Genomic DNA, 20,863 nt, shown 5'->3' with positions numbered 1-20,863 from the left:
TTTCGGCAAGACCTTGCCCCCTGCTACCCGCCCCCGTGGACGCCGAGTGCCGTTTTCGCATACGATCTGTCAGCGGATTATGTGGGACCGGGGGCACAAATGGCGAGTATTCGGGATAGGCTGAACAACCTTGCGCGCGACTATGCAATCGCCTGGAGTTCGGGTGATCATAATGCAGTCGCCAGCTTTTTTGCCGCCGACGGGCAGATATCCATGAACCGGGCTGAACCGCTGAAAGGCCGCGCCGCGATCGCCGAAATGGCCCGTGGATTTCAATCAGACTTTCCCGATCTTGAGCTACGCTGCGACATGATGCGATGGGCTGGGCCCCACGCTATCTTTGTTTGGACCTTCGAAGGCCACCATACCAAAACCGGCAATCTTGTCGTCACACGGGGCTGGGAAGAATGGGACCTGACCGAAGACCACAAAGTTCTATCCTCGCAAGGCTGGTTCGACGTCGAGGATATGCAGCGTCAGATTGATGGGGGTTGATTGCTAAATCCCGGCGAATTGCGCCGCCTGCCTGTCCGTCCACAATACAGTGATTTCGAACCCGTCTTCGGTCTGCTTTTCGGACCGCACGACATCCTGTCGAAACAGCCAGGCGCGCCTGTTGCCCTCGGCAAATCCCAAAGACAGTATCTCTTCGTGTCGCGCACCCTGCAGCTTGGTTGCAATCTCGGCCAGCAGAGGGTCTACCCCTTCGCCGGTTACCGCCGAAATGGCGAATATCGACGGATCACGTTTGGCTCGTTTAAACGCGGCCTCACGTTCGTCGCCATTCAGTAAGTCGATCTTGTTCCACACCTCCAGCCGGGGGCGTTCTTCGTCGACGCCCAGCGAGGTTAAAATCGCCTCGACATCCTGCGCCTGTGCATCGGATTCCTCATGGCTGATGTCGCGTACGTGGACAACGATATCGGCGCCCAGAACTTCTTCGAGTGTCGCCCGGAAAGCCGCGACCAGTTCGGTCGGCAGGTTCGAGATGAAACCCACCGTGTCCGACAGGATCACCTCAGGACCGTCGGGCAACTCAACGCGGCGCATGGTCGGGTCCAGCGTGGCAAACAGCATGTCCTTGGCCATCACCTCGGCCCCGGTCAGACGGTTGAACAGTGTGGATTTACCGGCGTTTGTATAGCCCACCAAGGCCACAATCGGATACGGTACCTTGGCACGGGCAGCGCGGTGCAGCGTGCGGGTTTTGACAACTTTTTGCAGCTGCCGCCGCAGACGCACCAGTTGTTCATCAATCGCACGGCGGTCGGCCTCGATCTGGGTTTCACCGGGACCGCCCACAAACCCCAATCCGCCCCGCTGACGTTCCAAGTGTGTCCAGGCCCGCACCAGCCGCGTTCGTTGATAGCTGAGCGCCGCCATCTCGACCTGCAACACACCTTCGCGGGTGCGGGCGCGGTCGCTGAAAATCTCAAGGATCAGGCCGGTTCGGTCGAGGATTTTGACCTTCCAAGCCTTCTCAAGGTTGCGCTGTTGCACGGGTGAAACCGGCCCGTCGATCAGAACCAATTCGATTTCATTGTCATGAAGCCGCTCGGCCAGTTCCTCGATCTTGCCGCTGCCGAACAGCAACCCCGGCTGGGCGCGTTGCAAGCGCACAATTTCAGACCCGATCACATCCAAATCGGGTAAAGCGGCAGCCAGCGCCACCGCCTCGTCCAGCGCTGGTTCGGGAACGCGGCGCTGTTCATCAGATTTGATTTCCGGATGCAGCACCCAAGCCCGGGTGCGCGTCCTATCGTGTTCCATCAAGAGGCGTCTTCGCCCTCATACAGGCTGATCGGCTGCGACGGCATGATGGTCGAAATCGCATGCTTATAGACCAGCTGCGACTGTCCGTCGCGGCGCAGCAGCACACAGAAATTATCGAACCAGGTGATCACACCCTGCAATTTCACACCGTTGATCAGGAATATTGTGACCGGGACCTTTGCTTTCCGTACATTGTTCAGGAACGCGTCCTGCAGATTCTGTCTGTCCGAAGCCATATTTTATTATCTCGCCATTGTTCTTGCTACGCGCTGCGGACCAACGCGCTCCCTCCGCAGGAGTATGGAGTGCTGCGCACAGATATTCCAGATGAAAAATCAGTCAATTCTGGAATGCCGAAGCTTAATCGCGCCAAAGGGTTGGCGTAATCAAGGCAATGATCGCAAGTGTTTCCAGCCGCCCGATCACCATTGCCGCACACATTGTCAGTTTGGCTCCAAGTGACAGGTCCACAAGTCGGATGGGAATATCCGTGGCCAGTTCAATCACCGGACCCGTCGTGCTAAGCGCCGCAACGGTCAAGACCATGGCCTGTTCGAACCCTGCCCCCATCATCGCCAGCAGCAGATTGAACAAGGCGGCCGTCAGTGCGAACATCATCAAAAAGATCCAGGCGATAAAGGCTCCGTCACTTTGAATGCGTCGGTTACCACCCCCTACGCCGCTGACCGATGAGGGGTAAATCAGCCGGTCAATCTCACGCGCTCCGTTCAGGTACAAAGCGAATACCCGCAGCAGTTTGACGCCGCCCGCCGTGGTTGCGACTCCCCCGCCGATCAGGGCCAGCCCCATAAGGATCAGGCCGGGCGTCCCCAGCCCCGACAATTGCTGTGCGTCATTCCAGTTGGCGCTTTCGAACCCGGCCGTCGTCAAGAAAGCCAGTGCCGTGAACACCATACCCCAGAACACATACACCGCATCAATCGGGCTCAGTGTCCCGCCGATTTCATTGACGCCCGCCCACACACGAAAAAACAAAAGCGTTGCAACGGCGATGACGATCAGCAGACCGATCCGAAATTCTGGGTCCTTGTCCAGCCGCGAATACCCGGTGGTGGCGGTATCCGTGGAAAAGGTCAGTCGGGACAGGGCAAAGAACAGGAACAAGAATATGATCGCCTCACCCGTGAAACCAGCCTGTGCGCCCTCAAGCCCACCGACCGGAGAGATTCCGGACGTAGCCATTGTGGACATCGCATGACAGATGGCGGTCAGTCCTTGCTCGCCTGCGATCAGCAGCAAAAGCCAGATCACCGCCGTCAGACCTGTATAAACTGGCGTCAGCGTGCGAGTCACTCGGATCAATCGTCCACGCGGATCAACCTTTTCACTTTGTGCAACACCAGAGACTGGACGGCCGGGTTGCCCACGTGCGGTCACCTCGAACCCGCCCAACGACAGCGGTGCAAGAATCGCGGCGGCCGAAATCCACATCAGCAAGCCGCCCATCCAACCCACCAGCGCCCGCCAAAGGTGCAGCGGGGCCGTAAGGCGATCAGGGTCTGGGAAAATGTCAGCGCCCGTGGTTGTCAGCGCACTGACCATGTCGAAATAGGCGTTCAAGAAAGTGGTATTGCCCAACGCATCGTGCAGCGGAATGGCAAGAAACAAGGGCAGTACCGTAAAACACCCCAACAACACCGCCAATTGCCCCAACGTGCCCCTTCGCGGCACCCGGTTCGATGACGCCAACCCGACCGAGGCCACCACGAACAGCCCCAACAAACCGGAATAGAAGAACGACCGCGACGTGTCATGATCATCCAGCGCCAGCGCATAGATCGCCGGCACCCACATCGACAGCGAAAACACCGCCCAGATCAGCAGGAACAGCGGCAATCGCCGCACCAAACCGATCTGCTGTGTTCGCGCGCGCATCATCAGAAGAAATCGATCGAAACCTGCAGCAACCGCTCGACCTCGGGCACATCCTTAGCCATGGCAAAGATAGCCACGACATCTTTTTCCTCGATCCGCAGGCTGCCAGTGGGGCGCAGCACCTCATCCCCCTTGCGTACGGCACCCACCAGAACGCCTTCGGGGAAATCAATGTCGCGCAGTTTTTGACCGGCCAGCGGCGAGGTCGACAGCACCTCGGCCTCGATCACCTCGGCCTCGGCATCCCCAATGGAATAGACCTGCCGCACCCGCCCGTGGCGAATGTGGCGCAGGATTGAACTGACGGTCGTGGCACGCGGGTTGATATAAGCATCGATCCCCAGCGGGCCCATCAGCGCCACCATAGTGGGGTCATTGATCAACGCAATCGCCAGCGCACAACCTTCGGATTTGGCGCGCACAGCGACCAGCATGTTGGCCCGGTCATCATCAGTAACCGCCAGCATCGCATCGGCCCGTTCGATGCCCGCCTCGCGCAACAGTGCGGCATCCAGCCCGTCGCCATTCAGAACAATCGTTCGTTCCAATGCTTCAGCGGCATGTTCGGCGCAGCTGCGATCCCGTTCGATGATTTTGGCGCGCACTCGGCTTTCACGCTCTTCCAGCGTGCGCGCAACCTCAAGCCCGACGTTACCGCCACCGACGATCACGACGCGGTCCTGTTTCTTTTGGGTCTTGCCAAAGACCTCCATCGTGCGGTCAACGTCCTGAACATTGCTGAAGACATAACATTCATCGCCAACGAACAACTGGTCCTCGGATTCCGGGGCAAACAGGCTGCCGTCGCGCCGAACCCCCACGACAATAGAGCTGAGTGTTGAAAACAGATCTGTCAGTTGCCGTAGCGGCGTATTGACGATGGGACAGTCTTCTTCGATGCGGATGCCCAGCAACTGGGCTTTACCATCCATGAACATTTCCGTGTCAAAGGCCGAAGGTGCGGACAGGCGGCGCATGGCAGCGGCTGCCACCTCGCGTTCAGGGCTGATTACCACGTCGATGGGCAGGTGATCGCGACGAAACAGGTCCGAGTGGATCGCCTCGAGATAGGATTTCGAGCGCAAGCGCGCGATCTTGCGCTGGATCGAGAAAATAGAGTGCGCCATCTGACAGGTGACCATATTCACCTCATCCGAATGGGTCGCGGCAATGATCATGTCGGCGTCACGGGCGCCTGCCCGCTCTAGCACGTCCGGATAACTGGCAAACCCTGCAATCCCCTGCACATCCAGCGTTTCGGTCGCGCGACGCACCAGGTCAGGGTTGTTGTCCACCACCGTCACATCGTTCAGCTCGCCCGAAAGGTGCCGTGCAATCTGCCAGCCGACCTGACCCGCACCGCAAATGATGACCTTCATGTTTTTGGCCCTTCTGCCTGAAATCTTTGAATGACAGATGCCCCCAAAGCGGTCAATTGAATTGTCATACCGGCAAAGCTAAGGCAAGATAAGCCTATGAAATCAGTACTTCGTTTGATTATTCCATTGATGGTCCTGTCCGCATGCGAAGGCCCCCTTTCACTGTATTATCGTGAAGGTGAGAGCGTTAAGCGCCTTCAAGCCGAGACCACTCAATGCCAGGTTAAGGCGCTGGAAGAGGTTCCGGTAGCCACTCAGATACGTCAAAGCCCGCCCACGTATTGGCCCGGGCGCACCTATTGTGATGGGCGGGGGCGCTGTTACCGCTCGCCCGGCTGGTGGCAGCCCGGTCAGGTTTACAGCGTCGATGCAAATCAAGGATTGCGCAATCAGGTCGAGGCCCAGTGCATGGCCAAAAAAGGGTTTCGCCCGATCAGCCTGCCGCCGTGCAAGCAGAACGTGAAATCACGGGTGCCCGCCGTGGCCACCACGACATTGCCACCGATAGGCACCCAATCGTGCTATGTGAAATTCGACAACGGGTCGTTCCAGATCATCGATCCCGGTCAGGCGGGGTAACGGCCCGGCGGATTATTCCGCCGGCTCCGGTTCGTCCAGTTGTGCCACTCGCGCGCCCGATTTGTTCGAGGTCACAACCCCCAGCGATTTTAGTTTGCGGTGCAGCGCGCTGCGCTCCATCCCGACAAAGCTGGCGGTACGGCTAATATTGCCGCCAAAGCGGTTGATCTGGGTCAGCAGGTATTCCCGCTCGAACGCCTCGCGGGCTTCGCGCAGGGGCAAAGTTGCCAGCGCACCCGATAGCACCACACGACCCGAGTCGTCGGTCTTTTCTTCTTCGGCGGGCAATTCCTTGGCCTCGATCGGGCCAGAATCGTCCCCCAGGATCAGCACGCGTTCAATCAGGTTCTTGAGCTGCCGCACATTACCTGGCCAGGTCATGGTCTGTAACAGCGCCACCGCCTCTTCCGAGATCTCACGCATCGCGAGCCCCTGCGTTTCATTACACATCTCAATGAAATGCTGCGCCAGAACTGGGATATCCTCGCGCCGTTCTTCCAGCGACGGCACCGCAATCGGCACCACGTTCAGGCGGTGATACAATTCTTCACGGAACCGATCGGCGGCGATTTCCGTTTCAAGATCGCGGTTGGTTGATGAGATTACCCGCAGATCAACCCGCACCTTGTCCGACCCACCAACACGTTGGAATTGCTGATCGACCAGCACACGCAATATCTTGGACTGCGTGCCCATCGGCATATCGGCCACCTCGTCGAAATAGACCACACCGCCATGGGCCTCTTCCAACAGGCCGGGCTCGATGCCGCGTTCCGAGGACTCGCGGCCAAACAGAACTTCTTCCACACGCTCGGGTTCAACCCCGGCGCAATTCACGGTCACAAAGGGCGCATTGGCGCGGTTGGAATGCGCGTGGATATACCGCGCAGCGATTTCCTTGCCCGATCCGGCAGGGCCGCTCAGCATCACACGACCGTTCGACTTGGTCACCTTGTCCAACTGGCTTTGCATCGCGCGGAAAGACGCGGACTTGCCGATCATATCCGAATTGGTGACCTCTTTGCGCTTCAACGAGGCATTCTCGCGACGCAGGCGCGAGGTTTCCATGGCGCGTCGGATCACCACCATCAACTGGTCGATATTAAAGGGCTTTTCGATAAAGTCATACGCCCCTTGCTTGATCGCCGCCACGGCAATTTCAATGTTTCCATGGCCGGAAATAATCACCACTGGCACGTCGGGGTTGTCGCGTTTCACCGCCTTCAGAATGTCGATCCCGTCCATGCGGCTGTCTTTCAGCCAGATATCCAGTATCAACAGCCCCGGCGGTTCAGAATTGATTTCGGCCATGCACTCGTCCGAGTTGCCAGCCAGCCGGGTTGAATAGCCTTCATCCTCCAGAATGTCGGACACCAGCTCGCGAATATCGCGTTCGTCATCTACGATCAGAATGTCACTCATCTTTGGCCTGCTTTCAGTTTGTTTGTATGAATTGCCTGCTTCTGTGGCGCTGCGGTCGGAGAGAGATTTCCCCCTGGTAAACGGATCACGGCCATCGCACCAAAATGGTCCTGTCCGTCAAAGACGGGTGCATCTTCCAGAGTGAGCGCCCCGCCATGTTCTTCGATAATCTTTTTGACGATGGGCAGGCCCAAACCTGTGCCTTCGTCCCTTGTGGTCACATACGGCTCGAACAGTCGCGCCCGGTCTTCGGGCAGTCCAATGCCGTTGTCAGCGATGGTAATCACCGTACCCGCGTCATCGCTGATCACGTCCACCTTTATCTGTGGCTTCAGGTTTTCTGGTGCGCCTTTTTGTTTTAGTGTTTCAATGGCCTCACCGGCATTCTTGATCAGATTAGTCAGAGCCTGATTCAGCATCGTGGCGTCCACATCCGTCAATATCGGTTGATCCGGCAGCGTTGCATCGATTTGCACGTCCGGCTGCCCGGCCTGCTGCAATAGTACTGCCTCGCGCACCAGTCCGACGACGTCTTCTTCGCGCCTGTCTGGTTCCGGCATCCGTGCGAATTTCGAAAACTCGTCCACGATCCGCCGTAGATCATTTGTCTGCCGCACGATAACGTCGGTCATGGATTCAAGGCTATCGCAATCCTCTTCATCCAACTTGCGTGCGAATTTGCGTTTAATCCGTTCCGCGCTCAGCTGGATTGGCGTCAGCGGGTTCTTGATCTCGTGCGCGATCCGCCGCGCGACGTCGCCCCAAGCGGCCATCCGCTGCGCACTGACCAGATCGGTCACATCGTCGAAAGCAACCACATAACCCTCAAGCCCGCCATCTTCGCCACGGCGGGTCGCCATGCGGACCAGCAGGTTTTCAAGTTGACCTTTGCGGGTGACCTTGATCTCACCCTGCACGGCCTCTTGCCCACTTTCCTTTAGGCTTTCAAACAGCGGTAGGAACTCCGGCACCGCAATTCCGATGGCAAGCTGCTCATCCACGCGCATCCAGTCCAGCAACCGCTCAGCCGAACGGTTCACGAATGTCACGCAGCCATCTGGGTCAACACCAACCACGCCCGAAGTCACCGAGCTAAGCACAGAATCGAACAAGCGCCGACGGCGTTCAATCTGGCGGGTATTCTCAAGCAACGTGTCGCGCTGCCCTTTAAGTTGTCGCGTCATCTGATTGAAATAACGGCCTAACATTGCAATTTCATCATCGTTGGCCTCTTCGATCACCTGCACACTAAGATCACCCGCACCAACGCGTTGAGCAGCCGTGGTCAATCGACCCACCGGGCGCGAGAGGCGTTCGGCGAACCACATGCCCAGCGACATGGCCGCCAGAATAAGGATCACTGCAAAGCCCAGATACAGCAGCCCGAATTCGAACAGCACCCTGCCCCGTTCGCTTTCCAACTGTTGGTAGAATTGCGCCGTTTCCTTGGTATCGTCCAGCAGCGTCAATAGCTGTCCATCCACCTCGCGGCTGACATACAGATACCGGTCCAGATAAGCCTGCAATGGAACAAGCGCGCGGAATTCATTATTTTGCCAATCGGCGATGATCAGGACGCCGTCATCTGTGGCCTGAATCATTTGTTCAGGTGTGGGGGCCTCGAAATCGAATAGATAAGAACGATCCCCGCGCGACTTGATTTCGCCAATACCATCAATGACATACGCCTCGCGCAGACCACGTTGAATCTGCGCTTGTCCTTGCGCAAGAACTTCGCGCAGCTCCGCGTCCGAAATGTAAAAGTCACGGTTACGCGCATTATCCAGGTACCGCGCAAGAATGGTTGCGTCCTGTGTCAGACCCTGCCGGTGTTCCAACTCATATGCTTCGGCCGCGGTCAGGGACGAGCCCACCACCTGACGTACGCGATCCGAAAACCACCCTTCCAAGCCGATATTCACCGTCAACCCCGCAAAGATCGCAACGGTGACAGTCGGCACCAGAGCCAACAGCGTGAATGCGCCAATCAATCGAAGGTGTAGACGGGAGCCCGCGGATTTCGCCCGGCGCGCCGCGATCAGGTTGAAGACCTGCCCCAGAACAAGGGCGGCCACGACCAGCACATAAACCAAATCTGCCAGAAGGATCAGGCGCAGTGTTGGGGCCGTTGCCCCCAGATCAAAAGGACCGATGACAAGATAGGTCGACAACGCCAGCGCGGGGCCCAGAAGGACCAGCCCCAAAGTGCCGAAATTGCGCAGTTTTCGGGATTTCCGCCACCGATTTATCGCTGGAATCGGCCCGCTCTGTGCCCGGGTTGCCACCGTCTGCCCTCATCCTGATGTGTCGCTTGCGCGACGTACCGCCATATGTCGTGGTCCTTGCCGGGTGAGAACCCAGATGCCACGATTTGTGTGGCGATATTACATCAGTTTGCGTCGGCGTGTCACCTGAATATCGAGATCTGTAATCTTTTTCCGCAGCGTATTCCGGTTAATCCCCAGCAGATCCGCACATTTCGCCTGATTTCCGCCGGTTGCGTCCAAAGCCTGTTCTATCAATGGCGCCTCGACCTCGCGCAAAATCCGCTGATACAGACCCGGAGGCGGTAAGAGATTTCCGTGCAGGTCGAAATATCGGCGCAAATGACGGGCAACTGAGGCCGATAATTTCTCACGTTCACCATCGCCCAGAATCGGTTCGGCCTCGGGCTGGCTGCCCAGAACCATTTCGACCTCAGATTTGGTAATCTCGTCGGTGCGGCTGGTCAGGCTCAGACGGCGCACGGCGTTTTCCAGCTGCCGCACATTGCCCGGCCACGAATAACGTCGAAACAGCTCTACAGCATCAGGGCTGAGCCAGCGTTTGGCGCCATGCTCACGCTCTTCGCGCGCCAGAAAGTGATCGGCCAACAAGATGATGTCGTCCACCCGCTCGCGTAAGGCGGGCACATGCACCGTTGCGCCGCACAGGCGATAATACAGATCTTGGCGCACCCGCCCATTCTCCATCGCTTCGGTCAGGTCCGACTGGCTGGTGGCCATGAAGCGCGGAACGTGATCACCGGGCGCATCCATCATACGCACGATGCGTGCCTGCAATTCGTCTTCGATATCAGCAATCTCATCGATCAACAGTGTGCCGCCACGTACGCGCGCCATGATGCGTGCGGGCCCTTCCAGATCGCGCAGGTCCGCCGCAGTGGCGGTTAAAAACGGCAATGTGCGCCGATCCGAGAAATCATGAATAGCGCGTGCAATCAATGATTTACCTGTGCCACTATCCCCAGATATCATCACCGACAAATCGGTATTCATCACCCGGGCGACCAACCGGTACAGCGCCTGCATCACTGGTGTACGCCCAACAAGGGGCAGTTCTTCGGGGCGATCTTCGGAAACTTCGATCGCTTCGGTCTGCACATGTTGCTTCTGCTCAAGCGCCCGAGCGGTCCGCTTCATCAGATCGGGTAGATCGAAGGGCTTGGGCAAGTAGTCATAGGCATCCGCCTCAGCCGCTTGAATCGCCGTCATGATCGTGTTCTGGGCCGAGATCACGATGACCGGTAAACCGGGACGGTCCTGCGAAATTTTCGGCAGCATCTCCAACCCGTTACCGTCCGGCATGACCACGTCTGAGATCACGACGTCGCCTTTGCCTTCGCCAACCCAGCGCATCAACGTGGTCAGCGACGAGGTCGCATGAACTTTGCACCCTGCCCGCGTCAGGGCCTGCGTCAGAACAGTGCGGATCGTGCGGTCGTCATCTGCAACCAGTACTGTACCATCCATCGGGTGCTCTCCTTGTTTTACATTGCGTCTTTTGGTGCCCGCCTCAGCGAGATGCGGAACACCGTGCGGCCCGGTACCGAGTCGGCAGAAATCCAGCCGTCATGGTCCGAGATGATCTTGCTGACCAGCGCCAGCCCAAGGCCGGTGCCGTTTTCCTTGCCTGAAACGAAGGGATCAAAAATATCCCCACGGATCTTCTCGGGCAGACCCGGGCCATCGTCGATAATTTCGATCTGCAGCGGCAGAGAATGTCCCGACCCGTCATTGCGTCGCAGCCGGAAGGAGTGTTCGAAATAGGTGCGCAAGCGGATCGTTCCGCCCTTGGGGTCAGCGGCCTCCGAGGCGTTCTTGAGCAGGTTCAACACCACCTGCAGGAACTGATCCGGGTCTCCGTAGGCCAGCGGCAACGAAGGGTCGTAATCCTCGATAATTTTCATATGCGCGCCAAACCCCAGCAGCGCCGACCGGCGCGCGCGGTCGAGGACGTCATGAACATTGACCGGTTTGAAATCAGGTTGTTGCAGGTTTCCGAATTGCTCGACCTGTTCCAGCAACTTAACGATGCGGCGGCTTTCAGCGACAATAAGATCCGTTAGTTCAAGGTCTTGCGGTGGGATATTCATGCTGAGCAATTGCGCCGCGCCGGTGATCCCGGCCAGTGGATTCTTGATCTCATGCGCCAGCATCTCGGCCATGCCGATGGCGGACTGCGCTGCGGATTTCACCGTATTGCCCAAGGTCATTCGCCCGGCCAGCTCACGCGGTGAGATGATCATGATCATCGATCCGGGATGCCCGACCAAAGGCGCAATCTGCAATGCGCATTGCAGCGGGGCCCGGTTGCCCGACCCTGCATCCACATCGTTCACGAACAACGGCGTGCCATGTTCACGCGCGCGTTCAAACGCTTCTTCCAGCGGGGCATCCACGGCAATCTGATCCCAGACCGGATGCCCGACAACAGCTTTGCGCGATGCGTTCAGAAACCCTTCGCCAGCCGAATTCACATCGGCAATCCGGTCTTCGGCGTTGATGATGAAAGCGGGAACCGGCAGCGAGGTCCAAATATCCTGATCCGAGGTCATGCCGCCGCCTCTGCATCTGTGTTCAGCGCATCACCCAGCAGGCGTAACACCTCGTCGGTATCGCGCGCAGTCAGAACGGCACGGCGAAGGGTGACGGGCGTGCCGGCCTCATCCATGTACCAGCCCAGATGCTTGCGCGCGACGCGCAGGCCCAGATCGGACCCGTAGAACCCAAGCATCGCCTGATAATGCGCACGTACCATTTCGATCAGGTCGTCACCCGCCGGAACTTCCGGCGCGGCTGCGCCATAGAGATCATGACAAATTTGCGCCGGCAACCACGGCTTGCCCTGCGCCCCACGTCCGACCATCACTCCATCCGCGCCGGATTGATCCAGCGCAACACGCGCGGCGTCCGTATCCACGATATCCCCGTTCGCGATAACCGGGATCGACACCGCCCGCTTCACCGCGCGGATCGCCCGCCAATCGGCACTGCCCTTGTAGAACTGACAACGAGTACGGCCATGAATCGTGACCATGCAAATACCCGCATCCTGGGCTCGTCTCGCCACGTCGGGCGCATTCAGCAGGTTGTCGTCCCAGCCCAGTCGGGTTTTAAGAGTCACCGGAACATCAACGGCTTCGACAACCGCCTCGATCAATGTCAGTGCGTGATCCGGCGTCTTTAACAAGGCTGACCCAGAATAACCGTTAGTCACCTTCTTGGCCGGGCAGCCCATGTTGATGTCGATCACCCGCGCCCCGCGATCGACCACCTGCCTGGCGGCTTCGGCCATCCAATGCGCTTCACGCCCCGCCAGTTGAACGGCGGTGTTCTCAACATCTGCCGAAAGTTCGGCCCGCTCCCGCACGCCAGGCTTGGCCTGAACCATCTCCTGGCTGGCGACCATTTCGCTCACGACCATGCCCGCGCCAAAACGCATCACTAGATCGCGAAACGGACGGTCGGTGATTCCGGCCATCGGTGCCAGCAAGACCGGCGGGTTCAGGGCTTTGTCAGCGAGGAGCAGAGTCAACGTGCTTAATCCTTGGGCAGTTGCGGCTTTGATATCGAATTGAGCGCATATGAACAACAAAACGGCGACCTTCAAGCCCGCTAAATCATCATATGCCTATTTTTTAGGCAACTTTACGTGGGTGATTGCCTCTGCATTCACCGCACCCTAAAGATTGCCTCAAACCATCGGAGAGAACGCCCCCATGACCACCGCCGCCATCATCGTCGCCGCAGGACGCGGCTTGCGCGCCGGAGGGGGAACACCAAAGCAGTGGCGCCCATTGGCAGGGCGCCGCGTTGCGGATTGGACGATTGATCAATTTCAAGGGCAAGTCGACCAGATAGTGCTTGTCTTGTCCGAAGATGACAGGGACGCATGGGCCGAGTTCGAAAACTCTGATCTGATCCTTGCCAAGGGCGGTAGTGACCGGGCCGGATCGGTGCGCAACGGACTTGATGCGCTTTTGCCCTATGGGGTGCATCGCGTTCTTATCCATGACGTAGCGCGGCCTTGTGTTGACCTTCAGACCATTCAACAGGTTCTGGAAGCACTGGAAACCCACCCTGCTGCCGCGCCGGGGTTGACGGTCACTGATGCGCTCTGGACCGGAGACGGTTCTATCGTGACGGGAACTCAGGACCGGACCGGGCTGTTCGCTGCGCAAACGCCGCAGGGTTTTCACTATGACGCCATCGCCTCGGCCCACGCGGCCCACCCTGGAGGCGCTGCCGACGATGTCGAGGTCGCCCGTGCCGCCGGGCTGGACGTGGCCATCGTGCCGGGCAATGCGGATAACATCAAAATCACACGGCCCGAGGATTTTGCCCGGGCGGAACGCATATTGGGAACGGATATGGATGTAAGGCTGGGCAACGGGTATGACGTGCATCGGTTTGGCGACGGGGATCACGTGATCCTGTGTGGTGTGAAGGTTCCGCATGATCGCGGCCTGCAAGGTCATTCAGACGCGGATGTGGGCATGCACGCCGTCACTGACGCCATCTATGGCGCGTTGGCGCAGGGCGACATTGGCCAGCACTTCCCCCCCTCAGACCCGCAATGGAAGGGTGCTGCCAGCGAGATTTTCCTACGCCATGCGGTCGAACTGGCCGGGCAGATGGGCTACAAAATCTCGAACGTCGACTGCACACTGGTCTGCGAATACCCCAAAATCGGCCCCCATGCGCCTGCCATGCGCAACGAGATGGCACGGATCATGGACCTGAGCGCGGATCAGGTCTCGGTCAAAGCAACGACGTCGGAACGGCTGGGGTTCACTGGCCGAAGCGAGGGGATTGCCTCACTCGCCACAGCTTGTCTGGTGAAATCATGACCGCCGCGCAACTGATCGGAACCGTCTGCGGCGTGGGCTATCTGCGACCTGCGCCCGGCACATGGGGGTCACTGGCCGCCCTGCCGCTGGCGTGGGTTCTGCATACACTGGGTGGCTTTCCGCTGTTGGTGATCGCCACACTGGCCGCGTTCTTTGGCGGTCTCTGGGCCACACGTGTGATGACAGCGGGCCAGGACAATCACGATCCGTCCGAGATTGTCATCGACGAGGTCGCCGGGCAGTTCATCGCGCTTTGGGCAATTTCCTATCCCTCTTGGGCGCACGGGATTGAAATCACGGCACTTTGGCCGGGCTGGATTGCCGGCTTCGTGCTGTTCCGCTTGTTCGACATCACCAAACCGGGCCCTGTTGGCTGGGCCGACCGGCGCGACGACGCAATGGGTGTCATGCTGGACGATGTCATTGCCGGTATCCTCGCCGGGGTCGGAGTTCTGATCCTCGCCGGTATCTCGCACGGAGTTCTGGGCCTGTGACCGTTGCCGAAATCCTCGACCGCGCCAAGTCAAAGGGCGTGATGATCGCCACCGCCGAAAGTTGTACCGGCGGTATGGTGGCGGCGGCGCTGACCGATATCCCCGGCAGTTCAGCCGTAGTCGAGCGTGGGTTTGTCACCTACACGAACACCGCGAAACAGCAAATGCTGGGAGTTCAGGGCGAAACACTGGTCGCACATGGGGCGGTTTCGGAACCGGTTGCCGGTGAAATGGCGGACGGTGCCCTGGCGCACTCCGACGCGCAATTGGCGGTTTCCGTAACCGGTATCGCGGGCCCTGGCGGTTCTGAATTCAAACCCGAAGGCCGGGTTTGTTTTGGGTTGGCCGCGAAAGGCCATCCTACGCTGACCGAGACCGTCGAATTTGGTGCATTAGGTCGGGACAACGTGCGCGTGGCCGCGCGAGATCATGCTTTGGCACTGCTAGCACAAGGGCTTGGCGCGTTTTCTTAATGTGGAGCCAAAACTGCTTATCTTTTTCGAATGAAGCCCAGCACGAAAATCACCAGCAAAAGAACGACATTCGACGCCACAAGAAACAACAGCAGCTTTGGGCCATATTGGTGAATCCAGCTGGGCAACACAGGGCTGTCACCGCGCCGAAAAGACAGCAAGGTCATGGCAAAAGAGGATATCGCCAATGTGTCCAGACCAGCGATGAAGTACAGCAGTTTTGACTGAATCTCGAGTTGCAGCTTGGATTTTTCGTCGCTGATAAAACCGACATAATTCCGAAAATCACAGGCCGCTTTGTAAAGGCTGTCAAAGTTATCTTCGATTTGCCAGCGCGTGTTGGTCGAATCGTAACACCGGGCAAGCCAGGGTTTCAGGTTCGCCCGGTAATCAGCCCGCCTTTGGCGGGCCACCTGTAGGAAAAAGATTAACTCATTCAGGGCGGTATTGAGTTCGCCAATTTTGCTTCCGTGATAGGATTCGGCGCGCTCATCCGCAGTATTGACGATCTTGTTGCGAATACGGCGCGCTTTGATCCAGTCCAGCTGCAACCTGAACATCAGCGCAACGAAATAGAATTCCTCGGCCAGGTCTTTGCGAACGATGGCGGAATAACTCCAGCCTCCGTAGATGGTCCAATCCCCATTTTCTGCCGCCGACATCTCGCAATCTTCCAATACCAGCCCTTCCTCTTCGAACAACTTCGAAAGGCGTTCATGGAATGGTGCCGCGTCCACCCCACCAAGGACGACTTGAATGGATGTGTCCAGATCAGCCTCAAGCCGCGACCCAACGCGAAGCTGCAAAACGGAAACCAGTGCGTCGACCAGTTCTGTAACTTCGGGAAGCGTGTGGTCGCGGTAGTAAGGCCGCGGGTTTTCGGGCAAGTGCGCAAGATCCGAGAAACTCGCGCCATAGACCAGACACATATCACCAGAAACCATCAGCAGAAGTTTGAAATACCACGCGTCGCAATTGGGTTCCGGGGATGTCACCAGATCCGACAGATCCCACTCAAGGCAGGCATTGCGACGCAGTTCAGTCAGACTTTTTGTGAAGGCGTTGCCAGAGAATGCGTGTAATTCATCAGTATGGTTTGCGTTAAGCCTGTTCTCCGAGATCTCCTCGGCCGCTTTACCGCAAAGCACTGGTCTTAAAGGGACAATTTCTCGAATGACAGAGGACAGCCGGATACGGGTCTCGGTTTCCAGATGCACTGGATGAATAAGATGATGAGTGAACATATTTTCAATTGTTACGCAGGTAATTTCCGTGTGGAGAATTTAGATAGGTTTCGGGAACGCCATGCTCGAGGTAATCAAGCGTCAATTCTTCTCCATCACGAATATCCTTACAGGCCACAATGGCCCAACCGGTTCTGAGTATTGAAAGATTGGGGGTAAACGAATGGTTAATCAAAGCGTATTGGGTGGCAAATGGGCGGCAGAGTACCTTGCTTCCGCCAATCCCGTTCCACTCCAGGTCGCGAACCGTGGGATGACGATCATAGTCGACGATTTGGCCGTCTAAATAACCCAGAACAGCGCCAGTTTGGATATCGGACCGCGCAAACAAGCCTGTGCCGTGAATGTCACTGATGCCCTCCAGGACTTTGTCCAAATTCTGGATGCGTGGTCCTGCCAACTCCACCGTCATTCCGGCCCCTCCTGTCGTCGCAACCGACTTTAGAAGCCGCTTTCAACCAAGACAAGCAATCCCTTAGCGCAGGTCGCTTTCTAATGGGTCATAAGTTGGCGGGCCTGACACCCGCTTACGCGTCGGTTTCCCTAGTGACGCCAGTAGATCTGCGCCAACGCACCTTTCCCAAGTTGTTTAATTATTGGGCATCCAGCACCATCAGGTGCCTGTTTTATCACCGCTTGGCCAAAAGCCCGTTAATCAGGCGCTAAAACCGCGTCTGCCTCTTTTTTCCGCGACTGCTGTCGGCTTCAACCCCTTCCACGCACGTAAAAGACGCAAAAAAGGAGACCGGCTGATGAATGGAGCCGATACCGCCTGGATCATAGTGGCAACCGCCCTAGTCCTGTTCATGACATTGCCGGGCCTGGCCCTGTTCTACGGCGGCCTAGTGCGCGCCCGCAACGTGCTGAGCGTCTTCATGCACTGTTTCAGCATCGCCTGTTTGATGAGCATCCTGTGGCTGGTCGCAGGCTATTCCATCGCATTTGGCGACGGTGGGTCGGGCCTTTGGGGCGGGCTGGGCAAAGCGTTTTTGAACGGTGTCGACGCCGACAGCCTGTCGGGCACCCTGCCAGAAGTCCTGTTTTTTGCCTTCCAGATGACCTTTGCCATCATCACCCCAGCCCTGATCGTTGGGGCCTATGTCGAACGTGTGGGGTTTGGGTTTGTCCTGACATTCTCAGCCCTGTGGATGTTGCTGTGCTACGCGCCCGTGGTGCATTGGATTTGGGGCGGCGGCATGCTGACCGATGGTGGCATTCTTGGTGAGGTGGGTGTCCGCGACTTTGCGGGTGGCATCGTTGTCCATGAAACCGCCGGTCTGGCTGCACTGATCATCGCCATTGCACTTGGACCACGCCGCAATCGCACGACGCCGCCGCACAACCCCGGCTTTGTCATGATTGGTGCCGCGATGTTGTGGGTCGGCTGGTTCGGTTTCAATGGCGGCTCGCAACTGGCCGCTGATGGTGGTGCGGCGATGGCGATGACTGTCACGCATATCTCGGCGGCGACCGCGTCACTGACATGGGCGCTGTACGAACGCATCAAATACGGCAAAGCCTCGATGGTGGGGCTGGTCACCGGCACAATCGCCGGTCTGGCCTCGATCACCCCGGCCTCGGGCTATGTCGATCCGGTGCAGGCGCTAATCATCGGTGCAGTCGCAGGTGTCCTATGTCAGGAGGCGGTCAACGTCATCCGCAACATCGCCAAGATCGACGACACGCTGGACGTCTTTGCCGTTCACGGCGTGGGCGGCATCTTTGGCACGCTGATGATCGCCGTATTCGGTTTGGGCGCTTGGACTGCCCAGATTGGCGGGCTGGTGATTGTGGGTGCCTTTACGGCAGTTGTCACTTTTGTGTTGATCAAACTGGTTGCACTTATCACCCCGCTTCGCGTAGACGCAGAAACCGAGACAAACGGGCTAGATCTGTCGGTACACGGTGAACGGGCCTATGATATGAGCAGCTAAGCCCACCTTAGCCTGCGCGGCCCGCAAGGGCGCAAAGCGGACCTCTTGCGGGTCCGCTTTTCTTTTGCGGCTCAGCCCTCTCGACTCTGGCCCAAAGGACAGGCTATCAGCCCGCAATGTCATTTTGTCCCGAGGTTGCACCATGATCCCCAGCTCTTTCCCCGATAGCACCGAAATCGCCCGCCTGACCGCGCGGATGCTGCTGGAGATCAAGGCCGTCCACTTTAACTCGCGCGAACCGTTCACATTGGCCTCGGGCCTGCCCAGCCCGACCTATATCGATTGTCGCAAGCTGATCTCGTACCCGCGCATCCGCTCGACCCTGATGGATTTCCTGACGGTCACCGTAATGCGTGATGCAGGTTTTGAGGCGTTTGATAACATCGCAGGTGGTGAGACAGCCGGCATCCCGTTTGCCGCCATGGTCGCCGAGCGTATGGCTCTGCCGATGACCTATGTGCGCAAAAAGCCCAAAGGCTATGGCCGCAACGCCCGTATCGAAGGCGCCATGAGCGAAGGTGAGCGTGTATTGCTGGTCGAGGACCTGACGACCGATGGCGGCTCAAAGCTGTCCTTTGTGGATGCGATCCGTGAAACCGGCGCGACCTGCGGGCATACGGCGGTGATCTTCTACTATGGCATTTTCCCCGAAACCGAAAAAACGCTGGGCGATCACGGCGTGAAGCTGCATCACCTTTGCACATGGTGGGATGTTTTGGCCGAGGCCAAAGCGCAGAAAGCCTTTGACCAAGAAACACTTGATGGTGTCGAGGCCTTCCTTAACGACCCGCGCAAGTGGCAGGATGCGAATAAATCCACGTAAACTTGCTGTGGATTACTTGGGGATAAACGTCTGAGAATCGGCTTTGGGGAAACAATATATAGTGACATCTGCGTGATATCCTACATAATAGACCAAATCCATTCTGGAACTATGGCGTCTTCAAAACTTATCCCAAGGCGTTACCCATAGTTACCCACAAGTATTTCCAGATAGCCGACACGCCAGTGTCGCGTGTAAGAACACCGTGGGCAGCGGGGACAAAATGAACGAGATAAGCAGCATCGAGCAGGCAGCGGCGAAGATTCAAAACGCCGAAACAATGCCGCATTCCATTGAAGCCGAACAACAGCTTCTGGGTGCGATCCTAACCAACAACGATCTTTATGACCGGGTGGCCTCGATCATCGGGTCCGAACATTTCTATGATCCGGTCCACGCCCGCATCTACGAGGTTGCGGCCAATCGCATCGCCAAGAATGCGCTAGCCTCGCCCGTCACGCTGAAATCCTTTATGGCCGAAGATGAAGGTCTGAAGGAACTGGGCGGCCCCGCCTATCTGGTGAAACTGGCCGGGGCTTCGATCAGCGCGTTTGCTGTGCATGACTACGCCCAGATGATCTATGACCTGGCTATTCGCCGCGAGTTGATCCGGCTGGGTCGGGATATCTCTGACAAGGCGGCGCGGGTGGATGTATCCAGCGAGCCCAAAGAACAGATCGTCGAGGCTGAACAGCAACTTTATCAGTTATCCGAGCAGGGCCAGACCGAACAGGGTTTCCAATCTTTCCTCAAGGCGGTCACAGAAGCCGTCAACGTCACCAACGAAGCGTATCAACGTGGTGGTGGCATGGCGGGAATTTCTACCGGTCTGGCCGACCTGGACAAACAGTTGGGCGGGCTGCATCCGTCCGACTTGATTATTCTTGCGGGTCGTCCGTCGATGGGGAAAACCTCGTTAGCGACCAATGTGGCGTTCAACGTGGCCAAGGCGTACAAGCGCGGCACCAAGCCGGATGGCACCGAAGGCGCGATTGACGGTGGCGTTGTGGGTTTCTTCTCGCTTGAGATGAGTGCCGAGCAATTGGCGGGCCGGGTTCTGGCCGAAGCCTCCGAGATTTCCAGCCACAAAATTCGTCAGGGTGACATGACGGAATCCGAATTCCGCCGCTTTGTCGACGCGGCCAAGGATCTGGAAGCCTGCCCATTGTTCATCGACGACACCCCGGCCCTGCCGATCTCTCAGTTGGCCGCCCGCGCGCGGCGGTTGAAGCGGACGCATGGGCTGGACCTGCTGGTCATCGACTATCTGCAGCTGTGCCGTGGCATGGCCGAAAATCGGGTCAACGAGATTGCCGAAATTTCGATGGGCATGAAGGCCATCGCCAAAGAACTGAACATCCCGGTCATCGCACTGTCACAGCTGAGCCGTCAGGTCGAAAACCGCGACGACAAGCGCCCGCAATTGTCTGACCTGCGGGAATCGGGCTCGATCGAACAGGATGCCGACGTGGTGATGTTCGTGTTCCGCGAGGAATATTATAAGGAACGCGAAAAACCCGGCGATCACGAGCTGGAAAAGATGGAAGAGTGGAAACAGGCCATGGAGCGCCTGCACGCCAAAGCCGAAGTTATCGTCGGCAAACAGCGTCACGGCCCCATCGGCACGGTCGAGCTGTCGTTCGAGGCTCAGTTCACCCGGTTCGGTAACTTGGTCAAACCCTGGCAACAGGACGGCCAAATCGAAGGCTACTGA

19 protein-coding genes are annotated in these 20,863 nt (G+C 57.8%); 8 read left to right on the top strand and 11 right to left on the bottom strand.

Features of this window, described 5'->3' with window-relative positions; genetic code table 11:
* Nucleotides 1–99: 99 nt before the first annotated feature.
* Nucleotides 100–495, top strand: coding sequence for an SgcJ/EcaC family oxidoreductase (locus ACR0LY_RS02335; RefSeq protein ID WP_170348881.1), 396 nt, complete (start codon nt 100–102; stop codon nt 493–495).
* Between the two features lie 3 nt (nt 496–498).
* On the opposite strand, the gene hflX is transcribed toward ACR0LY_RS02335, so the two are convergent.
* From hflX to trkA, 4 genes are all read right to left on the bottom strand, one after another.
* Nucleotides 499–1,770 carry a GTPase HflX gene (gene hflX / locus ACR0LY_RS02330; protein ID WP_170348882.1) on the bottom strand — a complete coding sequence of 424 codons (1,272 nt, stop codon included), beginning with the start codon at nt 1,768–1,770 and terminating at the stop codon, nt 499–501.
* Nucleotides 1,770–2,009: an RNA chaperone Hfq gene (hfq, locus tag ACR0LY_RS02325; RefSeq protein ID WP_010440340.1), complete on the bottom strand. Its 240-nt coding sequence runs from the start codon at nt 2,007–2,009 to the stop codon at nt 1,770–1,772. The genes hflX and hfq overlap by 1 nt, the downstream gene beginning before the upstream one ends.
* 124 nt (nt 2,010–2,133) lie before the next feature.
* Nucleotides 2,134–3,672, bottom strand: a complete 1,539-nt coding sequence (locus tag ACR0LY_RS02320) for a TrkH family potassium uptake protein (RefSeq protein WP_170348883.1) — start codon at nt 3,670–3,672, stop codon at nt 2,134–2,136.
* The gene (trkA, locus tag ACR0LY_RS02315) at nt 3,672–5,048 is read right to left on the bottom strand and encodes a Trk system potassium transporter TrkA (protein ID WP_170348884.1); all 1,377 of its coding nucleotides are present in this window, start codon (nt 5,046–5,048) and stop codon (nt 3,672–3,674) included. The genes ACR0LY_RS02320 and trkA overlap by 1 nt, the downstream gene beginning before the upstream one ends.
* A 96-nt stretch (nt 5,049–5,144) precedes the next feature.
* Here trkA and ACR0LY_RS02310 point away from each other — a divergent pair, with 96 nt between their 5' ends.
* Nucleotides 5,145–5,627: a hypothetical protein gene (locus ACR0LY_RS02310; protein ID WP_170348885.1), complete on the top strand. Its 483-nt coding sequence runs from the start codon at nt 5,145–5,147 to the stop codon at nt 5,625–5,627.
* A 12-nt stretch (nt 5,628–5,639) separates the two neighbouring features.
* Here the strand turns inward: ACR0LY_RS02310 and ntrX are convergent, their stop codons facing one another.
* From ntrX to dusB, 5 genes are all read right to left on the bottom strand, one after another.
* Nucleotides 5,640–7,049 (bottom strand): nitrogen assimilation response regulator NtrX, encoded by a 1,410-nt coding sequence (ntrX, locus tag ACR0LY_RS02305; RefSeq protein WP_170348886.1) that lies wholly within the window; start codon nt 7,047–7,049, stop codon nt 5,640–5,642.
* Entirely contained in the window at nt 7,046–9,334 is a 2,289-nt protein-coding gene (locus ACR0LY_RS02300) for a sensor histidine kinase NtrY-like (protein WP_170348887.1), read from the bottom strand. Before ACR0LY_RS02300 ends, ntrX begins: the two co-directional genes overlap by 4 nt.
* Nucleotides 9,335–9,433: 99 nt before the next feature.
* A complete protein-coding gene (locus ACR0LY_RS02295) occupies nt 9,434–10,801 on the bottom strand; it encodes a response regulator (protein ID WP_170348888.1) in 1,368 nt (455 codons plus the stop codon).
* A 17-nt stretch (nt 10,802–10,818) separates the two neighbouring features.
* On the bottom strand, nt 10,819–11,886 hold the full coding sequence (locus ACR0LY_RS02290) for a two-component system sensor histidine kinase NtrB (protein ID WP_170348889.1): 1,068 nt from the start codon (nt 11,884–11,886) through the stop codon (nt 10,819–10,821).
* On the bottom strand, nt 11,883–12,866 hold the full coding sequence (dusB, locus tag ACR0LY_RS02285; protein WP_302477181.1) for a tRNA dihydrouridine synthase DusB: 984 nt from the start codon (nt 12,864–12,866) through the stop codon (nt 11,883–11,885). Before dusB ends, ACR0LY_RS02290 begins: the two co-directional genes overlap by 4 nt.
* Before the next feature lie 184 nt (nt 12,867–13,050).
* Here dusB and ACR0LY_RS02280 point away from each other — a divergent pair, with 184 nt between their 5' ends.
* Genes ACR0LY_RS02280 through ACR0LY_RS02270 form a run of 3 tightly spaced genes read left to right on the top strand, consistent with a single transcriptional unit; the run spans nt 13,051 to nt 15,148 of the window.
* Nucleotides 13,051–14,181: a bifunctional 2-C-methyl-D-erythritol 4-phosphate cytidylyltransferase/2-C-methyl-D-erythritol 2,4-cyclodiphosphate synthase gene (locus ACR0LY_RS02280; RefSeq protein ID WP_170348891.1), complete on the top strand. Its 1,131-nt coding sequence runs from the start codon at nt 13,051–13,053 to the stop codon at nt 14,179–14,181.
* Nucleotides 14,178–14,675 (top strand): phosphatidylglycerophosphatase A family protein, encoded by a 498-nt coding sequence (locus tag ACR0LY_RS02275; protein WP_170348892.1) that lies wholly within the window; start codon nt 14,178–14,180, stop codon nt 14,673–14,675. The genes ACR0LY_RS02280 and ACR0LY_RS02275 overlap by 4 nt, the downstream gene beginning before the upstream one ends.
* Complete coding sequence (locus tag ACR0LY_RS02270) at nt 14,672–15,148, top strand: CinA family protein (RefSeq protein WP_170348893.1); 477 nt, start codon at nt 14,672–14,674, stop codon at nt 15,146–15,148. Before ACR0LY_RS02275 ends, ACR0LY_RS02270 begins: the two co-directional genes overlap by 4 nt.
* A 17-nt stretch (nt 15,149–15,165) precedes the next feature.
* On the opposite strand, the gene ACR0LY_RS02265 is transcribed toward ACR0LY_RS02270, so the two are convergent.
* Both ACR0LY_RS02265 and ACR0LY_RS02260 read right to left on the bottom strand, forming a co-directional pair.
* Nucleotides 15,166–16,392, bottom strand: coding sequence for a hypothetical protein (locus ACR0LY_RS02265; RefSeq protein WP_170348894.1), 1,227 nt, complete (start codon nt 16,390–16,392; stop codon nt 15,166–15,168).
* Between the two features lie 4 nt (nt 16,393–16,396).
* Nucleotides 16,397–16,804 carry an SET domain-containing protein-lysine N-methyltransferase gene (locus ACR0LY_RS02260; protein ID WP_170348895.1) on the bottom strand — a complete coding sequence of 136 codons (408 nt, stop codon included), beginning with the start codon at nt 16,802–16,804 and terminating at the stop codon, nt 16,397–16,399.
* A gap of 340 nt (nt 16,805–17,144) precedes the next feature.
* Between ACR0LY_RS02260 and ACR0LY_RS02255 the strand changes: the two genes are divergently transcribed.
* The 3 genes from ACR0LY_RS02255 (at nt 17,145) to ACR0LY_RS02245 (ending at nt 20,863) form a co-directional block, all read left to right on the top strand.
* Nucleotides 17,145–18,326, top strand: a complete 1,182-nt coding sequence (locus tag ACR0LY_RS02255; protein ID WP_170348896.1) for an ammonium transporter — start codon at nt 17,145–17,147, stop codon at nt 18,324–18,326.
* Nucleotides 18,327–18,468: 142 nt separating this feature from the next.
* Nucleotides 18,469–19,149, top strand: a complete 681-nt coding sequence (locus ACR0LY_RS02250; protein WP_170348897.1) for an orotate phosphoribosyltransferase — start codon at nt 18,469–18,471, stop codon at nt 19,147–19,149.
* 223 nt (nt 19,150–19,372) lie between these two features.
* Entirely contained in the window at nt 19,373–20,863 is a 1,491-nt protein-coding gene (locus ACR0LY_RS02245; RefSeq protein ID WP_170348898.1) for a replicative DNA helicase, read from the top strand.

The sequence above is a fragment of the Ruegeria sp. BC5 genome, assembly GCF_056539205.1.
Note: the sequence above shows the minus strand (reverse complement) of the source record. Positions and strands in the feature narration are given on the sequence as shown.

Coding starts and splice junctions, on each gene's coding strand:
- ACR0LY_RS02320 (WP_170348883.1), bottom strand. CDS start 3,672: ATGATGCGCGCGCGAACACAGCAGATCGGTTTGGTGCGGCGATTGCCG.
- ACR0LY_RS02265 (WP_170348894.1), bottom strand. CDS start 16,392: ATGTTCACTCATCATCTTATTCATCCAGTGCATCTGGAAACCGAGACC.
- ACR0LY_RS02295 (WP_170348888.1), bottom strand. CDS start 10,801: ATGGATGGTACAGTACTGGTTGCAGATGACGACCGCACGATCCGCACT.
- trkA (WP_170348884.1), bottom strand. CDS start 5,048: ATGAAGGTCATCATTTGCGGTGCGGGTCAGGTCGGCTGGCAGATTGCA.
- ACR0LY_RS02310 (WP_170348885.1), top strand. CDS start 5,145: ATGAAATCAGTACTTCGTTTGATTATTCCATTGATGGTCCTGTCCGCA.
- ACR0LY_RS02260 (WP_170348895.1), bottom strand. CDS start 16,804: ATGACGGTGGAGTTGGCAGGACCACGCATCCAGAATTTGGACAAAGTC.
- ACR0LY_RS02280 (WP_170348891.1), top strand. CDS start 13,051: ATGACCACCGCCGCCATCATCGTCGCCGCAGGACGCGGCTTGCGCGCC.
- hflX (WP_170348882.1), bottom strand. CDS start 1,770: ATGGAACACGATAGGACGCGCACCCGGGCTTGGGTGCTGCATCCGGAA.
- ACR0LY_RS02255 (WP_170348896.1), top strand. CDS start 17,145: ATGAATGGAGCCGATACCGCCTGGATCATAGTGGCAACCGCCCTAGTC.
- ACR0LY_RS02290 (WP_170348889.1), bottom strand. CDS start 11,886: ATGACCTCGGATCAGGATATTTGGACCTCGCTGCCGGTTCCCGCTTTC.
- ACR0LY_RS02245 (WP_170348898.1), top strand. CDS start 19,373: ATGAACGAGATAAGCAGCATCGAGCAGGCAGCGGCGAAGATTCAAAAC.
- ntrX (WP_170348886.1), bottom strand. CDS start 7,049: ATGAGTGACATTCTGATCGTAGATGACGAACGCGATATTCGCGAGCTG.
- ACR0LY_RS02275 (WP_170348892.1), top strand. CDS start 14,178: ATGACCGCCGCGCAACTGATCGGAACCGTCTGCGGCGTGGGCTATCTG.
- hfq (WP_010440340.1), bottom strand. CDS start 2,009: ATGGCTTCGGACAGACAGAATCTGCAGGACGCGTTCCTGAACAATGTA.
- ACR0LY_RS02250 (WP_170348897.1), top strand. CDS start 18,469: ATGATCCCCAGCTCTTTCCCCGATAGCACCGAAATCGCCCGCCTGACC.
- ACR0LY_RS02335 (WP_170348881.1), top strand. CDS start 100: ATGGCGAGTATTCGGGATAGGCTGAACAACCTTGCGCGCGACTATGCA.